18 protein-coding genes are annotated in these 15,848 nt (G+C 74.8%); 9 read left to right on the top strand and 9 right to left on the bottom strand.

Going from position 1 to position 15,848, the window contains the following annotated elements; genetic code table 11:
* Positions 1-17: 17 nt before the first annotated feature.
* The 6 genes from MTO91_RS13230 (at position 18) to MTO91_RS13205 (ending at position 5,688) form a co-directional block, all read left to right on the top strand.
* Entirely contained in the window at positions 18-404 is a 387-nt protein-coding gene (locus MTO91_RS13230; protein WP_073574971.1) for a YchJ family protein, read from the top strand.
* 58 nt (positions 405-462) lie between these two features.
* Positions 463-1,110, top strand: a complete 648-nt coding sequence (locus MTO91_RS13225) for a hypothetical protein (protein ID WP_476654737.1) — start codon at positions 463-465, stop codon at positions 1,108-1,110.
* 86 nt (positions 1,111-1,196) lie between these two features.
* On the top strand, positions 1,197-2,465 hold the full coding sequence (locus tag MTO91_RS13220) for an HNH endonuclease (protein ID WP_476654735.1): 1,269 nt from the start codon (positions 1,197-1,199) through the stop codon (positions 2,463-2,465).
* Between the two features lie 50 nt (positions 2,466-2,515).
* Positions 2,516-3,700 carry a CaiB/BaiF CoA transferase family protein gene (locus MTO91_RS13215; RefSeq protein WP_073574974.1) on the top strand — a complete coding sequence of 395 codons (1,185 nt, stop codon included), beginning with the start codon at positions 2,516-2,518 and terminating at the stop codon, positions 3,698-3,700.
* A gap of 63 nt (positions 3,701-3,763) precedes the next feature.
* Positions 3,764-4,246 (top strand): DUF4188 domain-containing protein, encoded by a 483-nt coding sequence (locus tag MTO91_RS13210; RefSeq protein ID WP_073574975.1) that lies wholly within the window; start codon positions 3,764-3,766, stop codon positions 4,244-4,246.
* Positions 4,247-4,290: 44 nt separating this feature from the next.
* On the top strand, positions 4,291-5,688 hold the full coding sequence (locus MTO91_RS13205; protein WP_179759927.1) for a sugar porter family MFS transporter: 1,398 nt from the start codon (positions 4,291-4,293) through the stop codon (positions 5,686-5,688).
* Here MTO91_RS13205 and MTO91_RS13200 read toward each other — a convergent pair.
* The gene (locus tag MTO91_RS13200; RefSeq protein WP_476654732.1) at positions 5,669-7,972 is read right to left on the bottom strand and encodes a molybdopterin-dependent oxidoreductase; all 2,304 of its coding nucleotides are present in this window, start codon (positions 7,970-7,972) and stop codon (positions 5,669-5,671) included. The two genes, MTO91_RS13205 and MTO91_RS13200, sit on opposite strands and share 20 nt — an antisense overlap.
* A gap of 53 nt (positions 7,973-8,025) precedes the next feature.
* Between MTO91_RS13200 and MTO91_RS13195 the strand changes: the two genes are divergently transcribed.
* Positions 8,026-8,541 (top strand): mycothiol transferase, encoded by a 516-nt coding sequence (locus tag MTO91_RS13195; protein ID WP_073574978.1) that lies wholly within the window; start codon positions 8,026-8,028, stop codon positions 8,539-8,541.
* A gap of 27 nt (positions 8,542-8,568) precedes the next feature.
* A complete protein-coding gene (locus MTO91_RS13190) occupies positions 8,569-9,492 on the top strand; it encodes a LysR family transcriptional regulator (protein ID WP_073574979.1) in 924 nt (307 codons plus the stop codon).
* A gap of 21 nt (positions 9,493-9,513) precedes the next feature.
* Here the strand turns inward: MTO91_RS13190 and crcB are convergent, their stop codons facing one another.
* The 5 genes from crcB to MTO91_RS13165 form a co-directional block, all read right to left on the bottom strand.
* Complete coding sequence (gene crcB / locus MTO91_RS13185; protein ID WP_073574980.1) at positions 9,514-9,882, bottom strand: fluoride efflux transporter CrcB; 369 nt, start codon at positions 9,880-9,882, stop codon at positions 9,514-9,516.
* Complete coding sequence (locus MTO91_RS13180; RefSeq protein WP_476654730.1) at positions 9,879-10,268, bottom strand: fluoride efflux transporter FluC; 390 nt, start codon at positions 10,266-10,268, stop codon at positions 9,879-9,881. Before MTO91_RS13180 ends, crcB begins: the two co-directional genes overlap by 4 nt.
* The gene (locus MTO91_RS13175; RefSeq protein ID WP_476654728.1) at positions 10,265-11,512 is read right to left on the bottom strand and encodes an MFS transporter; all 1,248 of its coding nucleotides are present in this window, start codon (positions 11,510-11,512) and stop codon (positions 10,265-10,267) included. The genes MTO91_RS13180 and MTO91_RS13175 overlap by 4 nt, the downstream gene beginning before the upstream one ends.
* The gene (locus MTO91_RS13170; RefSeq protein ID WP_073574983.1) at positions 11,509-11,949 is read right to left on the bottom strand and encodes a MarR family winged helix-turn-helix transcriptional regulator; all 441 of its coding nucleotides are present in this window, start codon (positions 11,947-11,949) and stop codon (positions 11,509-11,511) included. The genes MTO91_RS13175 and MTO91_RS13170 overlap by 4 nt, the downstream gene beginning before the upstream one ends.
* Before the next feature lie 81 nt (positions 11,950-12,030).
* Positions 12,031-12,498, bottom strand: coding sequence for a MarR family winged helix-turn-helix transcriptional regulator (locus MTO91_RS13165; RefSeq protein WP_073574984.1), 468 nt, complete (start codon positions 12,496-12,498; stop codon positions 12,031-12,033).
* A gap of 509 nt (positions 12,499-13,007) precedes the next feature.
* On the opposite strand from MTO91_RS13165, the gene MTO91_RS13160 reads away from it, so the two are divergent.
* Entirely contained in the window at positions 13,008-13,418 is a 411-nt protein-coding gene (locus MTO91_RS13160; protein WP_179759933.1) for a DoxX family protein, read from the top strand.
* On the opposite strand, the gene MTO91_RS13155 is transcribed toward MTO91_RS13160, so the two are convergent.
* The 3 genes from MTO91_RS13155 to MTO91_RS13145 form a co-directional block, all read right to left on the bottom strand.
* A complete protein-coding gene (locus tag MTO91_RS13155) occupies positions 13,415-13,894 on the bottom strand; it encodes an SRPBCC family protein (RefSeq protein WP_073575352.1) in 480 nt (159 codons plus the stop codon). The two genes, MTO91_RS13160 and MTO91_RS13155, sit on opposite strands and share 4 nt — an antisense overlap.
* Positions 13,895-13,956: 62 nt before the next feature.
* Positions 13,957-15,054 (bottom strand): baeRF2 domain-containing protein, encoded by a 1,098-nt coding sequence (locus tag MTO91_RS13150; protein WP_476654726.1) that lies wholly within the window; start codon positions 15,052-15,054, stop codon positions 13,957-13,959.
* Between the two features lie 48 nt (positions 15,055-15,102).
* The gene (locus tag MTO91_RS13145) at positions 15,103-15,813 is read right to left on the bottom strand and encodes an IclR family transcriptional regulator (protein ID WP_476654724.1); all 711 of its coding nucleotides are present in this window, start codon (positions 15,811-15,813) and stop codon (positions 15,103-15,105) included.
* Positions 15,814-15,848: the final 35 nt, after the last annotated feature.

Here is a 15,848-nt window from a genome sequence, read left to right as displayed (position 1 = left end):
TCGGTCGGGCACCTCACATGCCGGATGGGGCATGCTCGACGACCGTGCTCTGCCCCTGCGGTACCGGCCGCCCCGAGGACACCTGCTGCGCCCCCGTGCTCGCCGGGCGCCCCGCCGCCACGGCGGAGGCGCTGATGCGCAGCCGCTACACCGCCTTCGTGCGGGGCGACCGTGCGTACCTGCTGGCGTCGTGGCACCCGTCGACGCGGCCGCGACGGCTGCGGCTGGAGCCGGGGTCGGTGTGGACGGGGCTGGAGATCGTGGCGCGCTCGGGCGGGACGATGTTCTCCACCGACGGGACCGTCGAGTTCCGGGCCCATCGGACGGACGGGGTGCTGGCCGAGCGCAGCCGGTTCGTCCGGGAGGACGGGCGGTGGTTCTACGTCGACGGGGACGTGGAGTAGGTAACACCCCGTCCCCCGGCGACGACTCCGCGTGGACTCACGGGTGGGGGACGGACGGTTGGCACGGCACAAGGAGCGCGGCCCGGACGGGCGGTTCGTGAAGGCGGGCACGGGCGTCGGGGCGTTGCTGCTGGCCCTTTGGCTCGCCGTGTCCGGCGGAGGCCTGGGCGGCGGCGCCGCCGGTGGGGTCGCCGGGTCGGGTTCGTCGGCTGCGGCAGGCTCCTCGGGGTCCGGCGCATCGGCCTCGCGGAGCGTCCGGGCGAAGAACCGCAGCCAGGACGGGACGGCACGACGGCTGTTCCGCGCGGGGCGGGAGGTGCATCGCCTCGGCGGCGACGTCCGGACCGACTGCGGGTCCGTGTCCTACGGTCGCGTGCGCGACTTCTTCGTCGGGACCCCGTGTGTCGGGGTCGGCCGGGCGTCGTTCGAGGTGCGGGAGGGTGGCGCGCGGGTGGTGGTGGCCGTCGCCGCGGTCGAGATGCCCGGAACGGCCGACGCGGTGGGATTGAAGCGCCTCGTCGACACCTACGGCACCGGCAACGTCCGGGAGCTGCGGACACCGCGTGGGGTGCGCTGGACGGGGCGCCACTACACCTCGGGGCGCGATGACGTGACGGTCGTGAACGCCCAGGCCGAGCCGATCGGTGCCTCCGCCGTGGCAGCGCGGCTGGCCGACGCGGTGGCCCGCGACGCCGCCCGGAGCTGAGGTCCGGGATACCGGGGACGGCGAACGGCCCTCCACCTGCGGCGACCGAACTTGTATCGAACATGTGTTCGATTATACTAGGTGGCGTGACCGTGACCCACGAGCCTCCCGTCCACGCCCCCGGCGTGGACGGGCGCGGGTTCGCGTCCGGTGAGCTCGCGCTGCTGCGGCTCCTGATCGACCAGGTCGTCGACGACGACGTCTCCGTGCTCTCCGAGGCCGACCTGATCGACCAGATCCGGCAGATCGAGTCCCTGCAGTCGTCCCTCGCCGCGCTCCAGGCGACGCGCATCCGGGCGTTCGCCCAGGCACACGTCGAGAACAGGCTCACCGACGACCGCGCCGACGCCGACGAGCTCCATCGCAGTGTGGTCGCGCAGGTCCAGCTCGCCTGCCGCGTCTCCACGGCCGAGGCCCGCACCCGGGTGGCGAACGCCCGGGACCTGTACGCCGGGTTCGGTCGTGTCCGGGACCTGCACATAGCCGGGCAGCTCAGCGCCGCGAAGGTCTCCGCGATCGCACTCGAATGCCGTGACCTCGATGCGCGCCGGCGCAGGCAGGTCGATGCCTGTCTCGCCCTGCACGACCTGACCCGCCTGGGCATCGGACGGCTCCGCGCGATGACCCGCCGGCTGGTCGCCGAGATCGCCCCCGACCGGTTCCGCGCCCGCGTCCACACCGCCCGAGCCGAACGCCGGGTCACGCTGCGGCCGGCGCCGGACGCGATGAGCTACCTGACCGCCTACGTGCCGGTCGAACAGGGCGCCGCCTGCCTCGCCGCCCTCCAGAAAGCCTTCGTCGAGGTCCAGGTCAACCCCGCGCCGCTGACCCGCACCCGCGGACAGGTCCTCGCCGACACCCTCGTCGAACGCGTCACCGGACAGACCACCGCCACCGCGGTGAACCTCGAGGTCCAGGTCACCGTCCCGGTCCAGGCCCTGCTCGACCCCACCTCCCCGCTCCCCGCGGAGATCCCCGGCCTCGGGCCCGTCCCGGCCGATCTGCTCGCCACCTCCGACGGGACGAAGGCGCTGCGCCGGCTGCTCACCGACCACGGTCTGGTCACCGGCGGCGACTCCCGCCGACGCACCTTCACCGGCCTGCTCGCCACCCTGGTGAGGGCCCGTGCGGAGAACCGGTGCACCGAGCCCTACTGCGACGCACCGATCCGCCACCTCGACCACATCCACCGCACCGCCGACGGCGGCCGCACCGAGCTGGACAACGGGCGGGGTGTGTGTGAGTTCCACAACCACGTCCGCGAACAACCCGGCTGGCACGTCGCCCGTGGACCCGCCGGGGTCACGACCACCACCCCCACCGGACACACCTACCTCGCACCCGACCCACCGTGAGCCGCGTCGCGACTGTCGCCGGTGCGGCGACGCGGCTAGCGTGCCGGGACGTGGATCATTCCCCGCTCGGCGACGACCCCACCGGCGGACCGCTGGACGGCGTGCTGGTCGCCGACTTCTCCCGCGTCCTCGCCGGGCCCTACGCCACGATGATGCTGGCCGACCTCGGCGCGACGGTGATCAAGGTCGAGGGTCCCGGCGGCGACGACACCCGCACCTGGAAGCCGCCGGTGGTCAGCGACCCCGAGCAGGGCGACATCTCCACCTACTACCTGTCGATCAACCGGAACAAGCGGTCCGTGGTGCTCGACCTGACCGACCCAGGCGACCTCGCGGCGGCACGCGAGCTGGCGCGGCGGGCCGACGTCGTCGTCGAGAACTTCCGGCCGGGCGGCGCGGCGCGGTTCGGGCTGGACCACGACAGCGTCTCGGCCGGCAACCCCGGGGTCGTGTACTGCTCGATCACCGGGTTCGGCGCCCGCGGCGGCGCCCACCTGGCCGGCTACGACCTGCTCGTCCAGGCGGTGTCCGGGCTGATGAGCCTGACCGGCGACGTCGACGGGCCGCCGTTCCGCGCGGGGGTCGCGGTGTTCGACGTCCTCACCGGCCTCCACGCCGCACTCGCGGTCGGCGCGGCGCTGCGGCACCGCGAGCGGACCGGGCAGGGCCAGCTGCTGGAGACCAACCTGCTGTCGGTCGCGATGTCCACCCTGGTCAACCAGACCGAGGCCTACGTCGCCGCCGGCGCGGTCGGCCGCCGGATGGGCAACGCCCATCCCAGCGTCTTCCCGTACCAGCCGATGCCCACCGCGGACGGTGACCTCATCGTCATCGCCGGCAACGACGGCCAGTTCCGCAAGCTCGCGACCGTCCTCGGCGACCCGGCCATGGCCGAGGACCCGCGCTTCGCGACCATGTCCGACCGGATCGGCCACCGGGAGGAGATCGAGCAGCGGCTGCGCGCCCGCCTCGCCACCCGTACCGCCCAGGAGTGGTACGACGCGATCACCGCCGCCGGCGTGCCCTGCGGCCCGATCAACACCGTCGACGGCGGTGTCGCCCTCGCCGAGGAGCTCGGCCTCGACCCGGTCGTCCGGGCCGACGACGCCGCCGCCGTCCCGACCGTCCGCAACCCGGTCACCTGGTCGGTGACCCCACCGTCCTACCGCCGCTCTCCCCCGCCGCTGGGCGCCGACTCCGCCGAGGTCCGGGCCTGGCTCGACCAGAACGGATAGCGCCACTCGCCGCCATCGGATAGTCTCAGTATCCACACAGCACCGTGACGAGGGAGTGGACCGATGGCGCCGTACACCCGCACGACCAACGAGCCGACCGACGGGCCGGTCGTCGTGTTCCTCATCGGCATGCGCTTCAACCGGCCCTGGAAGGTCCGGGCCTGGCTGCCGGTGGTGAGCGCGATGTCCGGGATGCTGCGTGAGCTGGAGCGCGACCCCGCCCACGGGCTGCTCGGGACCCGCCCGGGGATCGGCCCCGGCGGCCCGTTCCTCGTGCAGTACTGGCGCGATCGCGAGTCCCTCTACGCCTACGCGAGCGACACCGCGGCGACGCACCGGCCGGCCTGGGCCGCATTCAACCGCCGCGCCCGCCGCTACCCCGGCGCCGTCGGGATCTGGCACGAGACCTTCGTGGCCGGGGAATTCGAGACGATCTACGGCGACATGCCGCCGTCGGGGCTGGCGAAGGCACTGGGCGTGCGGGAGATCGACGCCGCCACCGACGGCGGCCGCCGCCGGCTCGACGCCTCACGACACGCCGCCTGACGTCTCGTGTTGCGGGCCGTAACGGGCCACCGGAGGATCGGCCGATGAGTTCGGGGGCGCAGACGGCGAAGCGGCCGTCGCAGTGGGCGATCTGGTTCTTCGGGGCACTCGGCGGGATCCTGTGGGGGTACGACACGGGCGTCATCTCCGGGGCGATCCTGTTCATCCCCGACGACATCCCGCTGTCGTCGCTGGAACAGGGCACCGTGGTGTCCGGCCTGCTGGTCGGCGCGATGCTCGGGGCGGGCGTCTCCGGCAAGCTCGCCGACACCCTCGGCCGGCGGCTGCTGATCCTGCTCGGCGGGATCGTGTTCGTCATCGGCACGCTCGGCGCCGCCCTCGGGGTGAACGTCGCGATGCTCGTCGGGTTCCGGTTCGTGATGGGCGTCGGCGTCGGCATCGTGTCGGTGGTCGTGCCGATGTACCTGTCCGAGCTGGCCCCGGCCCGCATCCGCGGGCGGCTGACGTCGCTGATGCAGCTGCTGGTGACCGTCGGGATCTTCCTGGCCTACGTCACCGACTTCGCCTTCGCCGAGTCCCGGGACTGGCGCTGGATGATCGGGCTCGGCGTGATCCCCGCGGTCGTCCTCGCCATCGGCATCTACACCCAGCCGGAGAGCCCCCGCTGGCTGGTCGCGCAGAAGCCCGACGGCGGCGAGGAGGACGCGCGGGTCGTCCTGGAGCGGCTGCGCGGTACCCCGGAGGCGGCCGAGGCCGAGCTGTCGGAGATCCGGGAGAGCGTGCGCGTCGAGCGGGAGAACACCGAGAAGGTCGCGATCGGGACGCTGTTCTCCCCGCGGCTGCGGCGGCTGACCCTCATCGGGATGCTGCTGGTGTTCTTCCAGAACTTCGTCGGCATCAACACGATCATCTACTACGCGCCGACCCTGCTCACCGACGTCGGCTTCGGAGCGACCGGCGCGATCGGCGCCAACGTGGGCATCGGCGCGGTGAACATGCTGATGACGCTGCCCGGGATGTGGTTGATCGACCGCGCCGGGCGACGCCCGCTGCTGCGCTGGGGCGCGGTCGGCATGTGCGTGGCGATGATCGTTCTGGCTGTCACCAACCTGGTCGGGTTGGAGCAGGGACCGCTGCTGCTCGGGCTGACGCTGGCCGGGATCGTCGTCTACATCGCCTCGTTCTCGATCTCCTGGGGCCCGGTGCAGTGGGTGCTGCTGCCGGAGCTGTTCCCGCTGCGGGTCCGCGCCGGCGCGGTCGCGTTCTGTGTGACGTTCAACTGGCTGTTCAACATGACCGTCGCGCTGCTGTTCCCGTCGCTGCTCGAGGCGTTCGGCGCGGGCTGGAACTTCCTGTTCTTCGCGATGACGACGGCGGCCGCCTACATCTACGCGACCCGGCTGCTGCCCGAGACGAAGGGCCGCAGCCTGGAGGAGATCGAGAGAAGCCTGGCCCAGCCGGTCACGGCGAAGCCGGCGTGACCGGCGGGGTGTGCGCGGTGACCTCCGGGGCCTCGTGGCGGTACGGCTCCACCGCGACCGCGCACAGCTGACCGCTGCACCCCTGCGCGAAGCCCGACGTCCCCCGGTCGCGGGTCACGGCGTTCGGGTTGCCGTGCACGCAGAGGCCGTCGTCGCCGAGCTCGGGACGGTCCGGGTCGGGACGCGGGTCCCACCATGCCCCGGTCGGCAGCTGGAGCACGCCGGGCCGGATGTCGTCGGTGACCCGCGCCGCGGCCAGACAGGCGCCCCGGTCGTTGTGGAGGCGGACGACGTCGCCGTCGCCGATGCCGAGCCGGGCGGCGTCGTCGGGGTGGATGCGCACGACCTCGCGCCCGGAGCGTTTCGACCCGGCCGAGTGGGCGCCGAAGTCGAGCTGGGAGTGCAGCCGGGTCGCCGGCTGGTTCGAGACCAGCCAGAACGGGTGCCGGTCGTCGGGGACCTCGGTCGGCTCGATCCACGCCGGGTGACCGGGGTGCTCGGGCAGTCCGAGCGCGGCGATCGGGCCGGACCCGACCTGGACGCGGCCGGACGCCGTCGGCAGCGGGTGCGCGACGGGGTCGGCGCGGAAGCGGGCCAGCACCCCGCCGTCGTCGGGGCGCTGGGGCAGCTCCAGCTCGCCGCGCTCCCAGAACTCCTCGAACGACGGCGCGTCGAGCCCGCGGTCCGCCAGTCCCTTACGGGTGCGGTCGTACATGTGGACCAGCCACTCGTGCGACGTCCGGCCCTCGGTGAAGGCCTCGCCGTGCCCGAGCCGCACGGCCAGGGCGGCGAGCACGTCGTAGTCGTCGCGGGCCTCGCCGTGCCGGGGCACCAGCTGCTTCATCGCGACGACGAGCGGGTCGGAGCTGGTGGCGCCGATGTCGTCGCGTTCGAGGGTCGTCGTGGACGGCAGCACGACGTCGGCGTGCCGCGCGGTGGCCGTCCACATCGGGTCGTGGACGACGAACGTGTCCAGCTCGGCGACCGCGCGCCGCATCCGGCGCAGGTCCTGGTGGTGGTGGAACGGGTTGCCGCCGGCCCACCACGCCATCCGCACGTGCGGGTAGGTGTGCCCGACGCCCTGGTAGGAGTAGGTCTCCCCCGGGTGCAGCAGCATGTCCGCGACCCGCGCGACCGGGATGAACGAGGTCACCGGGTTCGGCGCCCGGGAGAACGTGGGCACCGGCACCGAGTTGCGCGGGCGCCCGTAGTGCCCGAGCGACCCGAGGCCGTAGTTGAAGCCGCCGCCGGGCAGCCCGATCTGACCGAGCACCGCAGCGAGCGCCGTCCCGCCCCAGACCGGCTGCTCGCCGTGCTCGGCGCGCTGCAGCGACTGCGCGACGGTCACCAGGGTGCGGCCGTGTGCGATCCGCCAGGCCAGCTCGCGGATCGTCGCCGCCGGGATGCCGGTGACGCCCTCGGCCCACGAGGCGTCCTTCGCCGGGGCGGCGAACAGGTACTCGCGCAGCCGGTCCCAGCCGTCGCAGTGCGAGGCGAGGAAGTCGGTGTCGGCCCGCCCCGCCTCCACGACGGTGTGCATGAGCGCCAGCATCAGCGCGACGTCGGTGCCGGGCCGGATCGGCAGCCAGGTGGCGTCCACCTCCTCCGGCAGGTCCGGACGCAGCGGGCTGACCAGCACGAACACCGCGCCCCGGTCGCGGGCGGCGCGCATGGCCCCGCGCTCGACGTGCCGGCTGACCCCGCCCGCGGCGATCGCGGAGTTCTTCAGCGCCATCCCGCCGAACGCGACGACGGTGTCGGTCTGCGCCGCGACCTGGTCCCAGGTCACCGCGTAGCGGGTCACCGCGTCGAAGGTGCCCAGCACGTGCGGCAGCACCACCTCGGCGGCGCCGCCGGAGTAGGTGTTGACCGAGCGGGTGTAGCCCCCGGTCAGCGCGAGGAACCGGTGCAGCTGGCCCTGGGCGTGGTGGAAGCGCCCGGCCGACGCCCAGCCGTAGGAGCCGCCGTAGACGGCCTCGTCGCCGTGGGTGGAGCGGACCCGGTGGGTCTCCTCGGCGAGCCGGTCGAGCACGGCGTCCCAGGACACGGTGCGGTAGCCGTCGCGCCCACGACCGGGGTCACGGCCCGGGCCGCGGTCCCACCAGCCGCGGCGCACCGCGGGCGCGGCGACCCGGGCGGCGTGCCCGACGGCCGCGGGGATGTTGTCCAGCACCGGGGACGGGTCCGGGTCGCCCGGGTGCGGGCGGACCCGCAGCCTGCTGCCGTCCCACCGGGCGTGGAACACGCCCCAGTGCGCGCTGTGGGTCCTCACGTTCTCGGTCACCACCGATCACCGTAACCCGCATGCGGGGGCCCGCATACGGGAAAGCCCGTCCCATGACGACGACCGCTGAACTGCTGACCGACCACGTCGGCCGGATCGACGAGCTCGTGCGCGAGGTGGTGGACGGCCTGTCCGAGGCCGACCTCGCCCGCCGCCCGGAGGGTGCGGACGGCCCCGGCAACCCGATCGGCTGGCTGGTGTGGCACCTGCTGCGGGTGCAGGACGACCACGTCGCCGAGGCGTTCGGGTCCGACCAGGTCTGGACCGGCGAGGGCTGGGCGCAGCGCTTCGGCCTGGACCTCGACGTCGCCGACACCGGGTTCGGGCACACGTCGTCGCAGGTCGACGCCGTGCGCACGACCGCGGACCTGCTGTCCGGCTACGGCGCGGCGGTGCACGAGCGCACCGTCGGGCACCTCGCGGGCCTCGCGGACGACGACCTGTCCCGCGTCCTGCCGCCCACCTGGGGGGAGAACGTGACCCTCGGCGAACGCCTGGTCAGCGTGGTCGGCGACGACCTCCAGCACGCCGGTCAGGCGGCCTACCTCCGCGGGCTGCTCGGGGTGTGACCCCGCCCGCCACCTAGGCTGGTCCCGATGGCCACCGCACCCGCACGCGTCCCCGACCTGACCGCCCTCGCCCTGCTCCGTGACATCGCCTGCACCGGGAGCATGTCCGCCGCGGCCGAGGGGCTCGGGCTGACGGTGCAGGCCGCGTCCGCGCGGATCCGGGCCGCCGAGCAGCAGGTCGGGGGCCCGGTGCTCGAACGTGCACGCCGGGGTCGGCGGTCCAGCAGGCTCACCACCCGCGGGGTCCTGCTCGTGGAGTGGGCGGGCCCGCTGCTGGCAGCCGCATCCGATCTGGACGTCGCGGTCGCGGCGCTGCGCGACGAGCCGGCCGGGGAGGACACCGTCGTCCTGGCCGCGAACCCGGTGGTCGCGGAGTGTCTGCTGCAGGCCTGGCTGGTCGAGCTGCGCGACGGTCCGGGCGGGCGGGTCGTGCTGCGCGACACCCCGGATCCGGCGGCGGCGGTCCGGTCCGGTGACGCGGCGGTCGGTGTGGTGTCCACGCCCGGCCCGCTGGAGGACCTGCACGCGGCGACGGTGGGATCGGACCCGCTGGTGCTCGTCGTCGCCCCCGGGCACCCGTGGGCCGGGTCCGACGGCGTCGACGCCGCACAGCTGGCCGGTACCCCGCTGCTCACCCGTCCGCCCGGTGCCGGGGCCCGGCCCGCGCTGGAGTCCGTGCTCGACGCCGCCGGTGCCGGGGAGCCCGTGCCACCGCGGCGCGAGTACGCCGCGGACGCCGCCCTGCGTGCGGCGGTCCGCGCCGGTGAGGGCCCCGCGGTGCTGGGGCGGGCGGTCGTCGGCGCCGACGTCGCGGCCGGGTCGCTGGTCGTCGTCGACGTCCGCGGTCTCGACCTGACCCGGGAGTTCCGCGCCGTCTGGCGGGAGGGCACCTCGCCCCGCGGCACCGCCCGTGACCTGCTGCGGATCGCCACCGGCGGCCGGATCCGCTGACCCGGCCGGACCCGACCCGGCTCAGCCGGCGGCGGCGGTGAGCAGCGCGTGCCCGGCCAGTGCGGCCGCGACGCCGACGACCGCGCTCGCCGCCGCGTAGCCCACGGCGAGCGCGGTGCGGCCGCGTTCGAGCAGCGACAGCGTCTCCCAGCCGAAGGTGCTGTAGGTGGTGAACGCCCCGCAGAACCCGGTGCCGAGCAGCGCGGCGAACCCCGGCCCGAACAGCGGGGTCAGCGCCACCACGCCGCCGAGCACGAACGACCCGGCCAGGTTGACCACCCAGGTGCCCCACGGGAACGCCGAGGGCGTCCGCGCCTTGATCGCCGTGTCGACGAGGTAGCGCAGCGGCGCTCCGACGGCCGCACCGAGGGCGACGAGCAGCGCCGTCACCGGGCTCCTCCCCCGGCGAGCGCGCGGGTCAGGGTCGCGCCGAGCGCCGTCGCGGCGACGGCGAGCACCGGGGTGCCGACCATCAGCGCCAGCGACCCCGGCGAGCCGAACGCCGGCGCGGCGACGTCCACGGCGTAGGTGGAGAACGTCGTGTACCCGCCGAGCACCCCGACGCCCAGGGCCGGGCGGACGAGCGGGTGGGCCCGGAACCGCTCGGTGACCAGCACCATCAGCACCCCCATCAGCAGGCAGCCGGTGACGTTGATGAGCAGCGTCGTCCACGGGGCGGGCGGGCCGACGAGCCCGAGCAGCCAGCGCGCCTCGGCGCCCACCACCCCGCCGGCGGCCACCGCCGCCGGCACCGCCGGCCGGCCGGGCGCGCTCACGCGGCCGCCTCCGCCCGGGCGGCGCGCCGCGCCGTGGGCAGGCCGATCGCGGCCGCGATCAGGCAGGCCACCGCGCCCAGGGCGAGCCCGCCGCGACCGCCCCACTGCTCGCTGACCCAGCCGGCGATCGGGCCACCGATCGGGGTGGACCCGAGGAGGGCCACCGACCACAGCGCCATCACCCGGCCCCGCATGTGCGGGGCCGAGGCCAGCTGCAGCGTCGAGTTGCCGCCGGCCATGAACGCGACGCTGGCCATCCCGACCAGCCCCATCGCGGCCAGCGCGACCCACAGCGCCGGCGCGACCGCGGCCAGGCCCAGGACCAGGCCGAACAGCAACGCGGTCCGCACCAGCATCGGCACCCCGGTACGCCCGTGCCCGGCGACGACGAGCCCCCCGACGACCGCGCCGACGCCCATCGCGCCGGTGAGCCAGCCGTAGGTGGCCGCGTCGCCGCCGAAGGTCTGCGAGGCCACGACCGGCAGCACCACCGGGAACTCGTAGGCCAGGCAGCCGATCAGCGCCATCATCACCAGGGGCACCCGCAGCTCGGGGTTGTCGCGCACGTGGGCGAGCCCCTCGCGCAGCTGCCCGGGCGCCCGGGGCGCCGGAGCGGTGGGCATGAGCGCGGAGGTGTCCAGGCGCAGCAGCGAGGTCACGACGGCGACGAAGCTGACCGCGTTCACCGCGAAGCAGATACCGGTCCCGCCCGCGACGATGACCAGCCCGGCCACGGCCGGTCCGACGGCGCGCGCGGCGTTGACCAGGACCGAGTTGAGGGTGACGGCGTTGCGCAGGTCCTCGGGCCCGACCAGCTCGTGCACGAAGGTCTGCCGGGCCGGGTTCTCGACGGCCTTGTTCAGCCCGAGCACCGCGGCCAGCACGTAGACGTGCCAGAGCGCGACGGTACCGGTGAGGGTGAGCACGGCGAGTGCGGCGGCCTGCAGGCCCATCATCGTCTGCAGGCCGACCATCAGCCGTCGCCGGTCGAGGCGGTCCACCCACACCCCGGCGTAGGGGCCGAGGAGCAGGGTGGGCACGGTCTGGACGGCGACGACGGTGCCGAGCACCGCCGCGGACCCGGTCAGCTCGTACACCAGCCAGGACTGGGCGACCGACTGCATCCAGGTACCGACCAGGGAGATCGACTGGCCGCCGATCCAGAGCCGGTAGTTGTGGCCGGACAGCGCGGCGAAGGTGCGGGCGAGCGCCCGGCGGGACGCCTGGTCCGGACCGGCGCTCACCGGGCGTCCCGCAGGGCCCCGGCGAGCGCGTCGAGCGCGGGCAGCGCGGCCCGCAGCCGTGCGGCGTGGTCGGGGGTCAGGGCGTCGACGTGTGCGGCGAGCAGCCGGGTGCGTTCCTCGCGGCGTCGGCGGTGCTCGGCAGCACCGGCCTCGGTGACCGCGACGCGCACGGCGCGACCGTCGTCGGGGTCGGTGTCGCGGACGAGCAGCCCGGCGACCTCCAGCTTGCCCGCCAGGCGCGACAGCATGGTGGGGTTGACGCCCTCGACGGTGGCGAGCTCCCCCATCCCGATCGGGCCGCGGACGGCGACGGTGCCGAGTACCGACACAGCGCTGCGGGTGAGGTCGGAGCCGCGGGTGGCCCGGTCCAGGCCCCGGGCGATCCGGGCCAGGTCCGTGCGCAGCCGCGCCAGCTCGTCGGGGTCGAGGCCGCTCATGCACACTCCACATGTTTGCCTGTCGGCAAGCATATACCTGTGCAACGATCCGCGCCGCGCACGGACGGGGCGGCGCCCCGGTCAGGCGGGAGCGACCTCGGACTCGGCGGACCGGAGCCGGGACGCCAGCCGCTGCAGGTCGTCGCGGAGGCGGAACAGCTCGTCCATCGACATGCCGGTGGCCTCGATGACCTGGTCCTGCGCGGCGGCGGCGTGCTCGCGCAGCGCCTTGCCCTTCTCGGTCAGCGACACCTGCACGGTGCGCTCGTCGTCCGGGCGACGGGCGCGGGTGACCAGCCCGTGACCCTCCAGCCGGGTCAGCATCGGCGACAACGTGCCGCTGTCCAGGAACATCCGCTCGCCGAGTTCCCGCTGGGGCACCGTCTCCTCGGCCCACAGCACGAGCAGAACCGCGTACTGGCTGTAGGTCAGGCCGATGGAGTCGAGGATCGGGCGGTAGCACCCGGTCATCGCACGCGACGCCGAGTGGAGCGCGAAACAGAGCTGCTCGTCGAGCGCCAGCGGCGCAACGGTTCCGGGCTCGGTCATTCCCACAGGGTAAGCGCTCGATGTCGGGAGTTCATCCGAGCCCGCAGGATCGGCTCGGCACCGGGCTCCCGCGGACCGGTCACGACGAGGAACGGGTCCGGGGCGCGACCACCCCCGAAGCGGTCGCGCCCCGGACCCGGGGCCGACGGACCGGAGGGCTCCCCAGCGCCCGGTCCGTGCAGAAGTTCGTGTCGTTCTGTTGTGCACCCCGGATTCCCCGACTCTGCGCGCCTCAATCGCAAACAGCTCCGGTTCACCCGCAGCGCCCAGTGTCGGCGCGCACCGTGACCCGGTCGCCGGTATCCCGCTGCGACAACGGGGTGACGGGGGGCGGTACGACGGCGGTACCGCGACCGCCCGTCAGCGTCGGCGGCCGGGTGGCGGGACGGGCTCGGGAGCGGTCATGTCAGGGCCTCCGTGGGAGGGTGACCCCGGGGTGTCCGCACCCGTCCGGTCCCCGGTCCGGCCGGGGCCGCGGACACCCGGAATCGCTGACGTCCGGAGGCGCCGTGCACGCGGTCCGCACCACCGCCCGGCTGCTGCTGGGCGCCTTCCTCGTCGCCGCGGGCGTCGCCCACCTGCTCGTCCCGGCCGAGTTCCTGGCCCAGGTGCCACCGTTCCTGCCCGCGCCCGGCGCGGTGGTGCTCGTGTCCGGGCTCGTCGAGATCGCGGTCGGGGTCGGGGTGCTCCTCGCACCGGCCCGGCTGCGCCCGCACGCCGGGCTGGTCGCGGCGGCGCTGTTCGTGCTGGTGTTCCCCGGCAACGTGGCGCAGTACCTCACCGGCACCGACGCGTTCGGCCTCGACAGCGACGGCGCCCGCGCGACCCGGTTGCTGTTCCAGCCGCTGCTGGTGGTGTGGGCCCTGTGGGCGTGCGGCTCCGGTGCCCTGCTGCGGCGGGGCCGCCGCCGCATCGCCTAGGACTTCTGCACGGTCCGGGCGAGGATGCCCAGGGTCGCCTTGAGCGACGCCGCGGAGATCACCGGGAACAGGTCGGAGTCGCGGTACTGCGGGTGGATGTCGGACCAGTCGCACCACGAGACGACCCGGGTCCCGCCGCCGTCGGCCTCGGCGACCGGCTCCAGCCGGTAGCCGTAGACGTGACCGACCGGCGGGCGCATGACGCCCACGATGGTCCAGGAGATCTCGCGGTCGGGCACGTAGCTCGCGATGTGCACGGTGACGTCGTAGCGGCCCATCGGGCGGTCGCCGAGCGACTCGCGGTCCATGTGCACGACGAAGGTGTCCCCGGCCGCCGAGACCGGCCCGCCCTCGGCCGACATCAACATCCCGGAGCTGTCGACGGCCACGTGCCCGCGCGGGTCGCGGAGTACGGCGAAGATCTCGGACGGGCTCGCGTCGACGATGCGCGAGGTCTCGATCCGCTGGTCGCTCATGGACCCGATCATGCCCCGTCCCGGCCGGTCCGGCCCGGGGACGGGGCACGACGGTGGCGCGATCAGGAGGCGGGGCCGACCGGGAAGCGCAGGACGGCGCCGACGCCGTCGGTGAGCGTGACGTCGTCGTCGGGGTGGACCAGCACGACGGCGGCGCCGGTCGCGGCGGCGGCGCGGACCAGGACGTTCGCGGCCGGACCGGACAGCACCGGGGTGTCGCCGACGAGTTCGTCGGCCTCCTCCCCCACCGCGGCCGGGTCGGAGCCGACGACCAGCTCGGTGCCGGGCACCGCGGCCGGGTCGACCAGCAGCGTCTCGACGGCGTGCGCGCGGGTGGCGCCGGCGACGTCGCCGAGCCCGGTGACGGCGAGCCCGTCGCCGCGCCCCGACGCGGTCGCGAAGCTCGCGACGGCGTCGCCGCGGCGGGTCTCGCGGACCTCGTCGGCGGCGGCGCGCACGGTGTCGTCGACCTGATCGGGGACCGTGCCGCCGGTGTTCTCGATCTCGGCCATGATCCCGGCCGAGGCCGGGGGCAGCTCGTCGCGCAGGCGGGCCCGGGACTCCGCGTCCCCGGCGACGACGAGCAGGCCCGCGTTGCCGGCCCGGACGGACTTCTCCACCTGCTCGGCGACGGCCTGGGCGTTGCGCTTCCAGGTCTCCTCGACCCGGGCGTCCGCGGTGCCCTCTCCGGGGCCCGCGGTGCTCGCCTTGTGGACCGGGCCGCCCGAGTCGGTCGACACCTCGGAGACCGTGCCGTCCACACCGCGGACCCGGCCACCGGTCCGGTCGACCGCGACGACGACGGTCGCCACGTCCTCCCCCACGGCGCCGAGCACGCCCAGCAGGTCCGGGACCGCACCCCAGGCCGCGGTCCCGCGCTCGGGCGGGAACTCGGTGTGCCGGTCGAGCAGGACCCGCGCGGCGTCGGCGACGAGGACCCGCCCGGCCGTGCCGTCGGGGGCGTCGGCGGCGGTCACGGCCTCGTCGAGCACGGCGAGCGCCGACTCGTCGGCACCGTCGTCGGCCAGGCGCTCCCGCAGCTCGCGCCAGCGCAGGCGGTACTGCTCGGTGGCGTCGGCGGTGTCGTGCGTGGCATCGAGCACGACGGTCGCGAAGGGACCGTCGCTGTCGTTCAGGGTTCGGATCCAGTCGGTACGCATCCCCCCGCACCTTCCCGGCACACACGGCGGCAAACCTGGCGCGGCGGCTCAGGTGGACCAGGCTCCCGCGGCGTCGGCGAGGGCGTCGACGACCTCACCCGGCAGCGGCCCGGCACCCCGGGCGGCGGCCGAGAGCGCCCCGGTCACCCGGCCGTCGTGGCGCAGTGCGACCGCGACCGCCGTCGCGCCGGGCAGCAGGGCGCCGCTCGCGCCGCGTTCGAACCCGTCGGCGCGGATCCGGGCGCAGGTGTCGAGGAGCGCGGCGGCGGCGCCGGGATCATCCTCGTGCGCGGCGAGCGCGACCCGTTTGCGTTCGGCCGGGCCGAGGTGGGCGAGCAGGACCCGGCCGGCCGCGGTGTCGGGCAGCGGCGCGCGGACCCGCGCCGACAGCGCCACGTCGAACCCCTCGTCGGCGCCCGCCCAGTCGAGGTAGACGGCGTCGTCGCCGATCCGGGCGGCGAGCAGCACCGGCAGCCCGGTGTGCCGGGCGAGCTGGTCGAGCGCCTCGTGCGGGATCGCCGGGACGGGTGGTTCCCCCGCTCTCGCCGCGAGCATCCACGGCGCGGGGCCCAGGGTGTACCGACGGTCGCGCTCGTCGAGGTAGCCGGTGGCGACCAGGCCGTCGACGAGTTTCTGCACCGAGGACACCGGGGCGCCGACGCGGCGGGCCAGCGCCGACAGGGAGCTGCCGTCGGGCCGGCGGGCGGCGGCCTCCAGCAGACCGGCCACCCGGTCCACGGTCCGGTGGTGGTTACGCATATGGGTAAGGCTAGCTCGCAGGAGCGAGAGAAGTT

This window comes from Pseudonocardia sp. 2-7, assembly GCF_056341085.1.
This window is presented reverse-complemented; position numbering and strand designations above follow the sequence as displayed.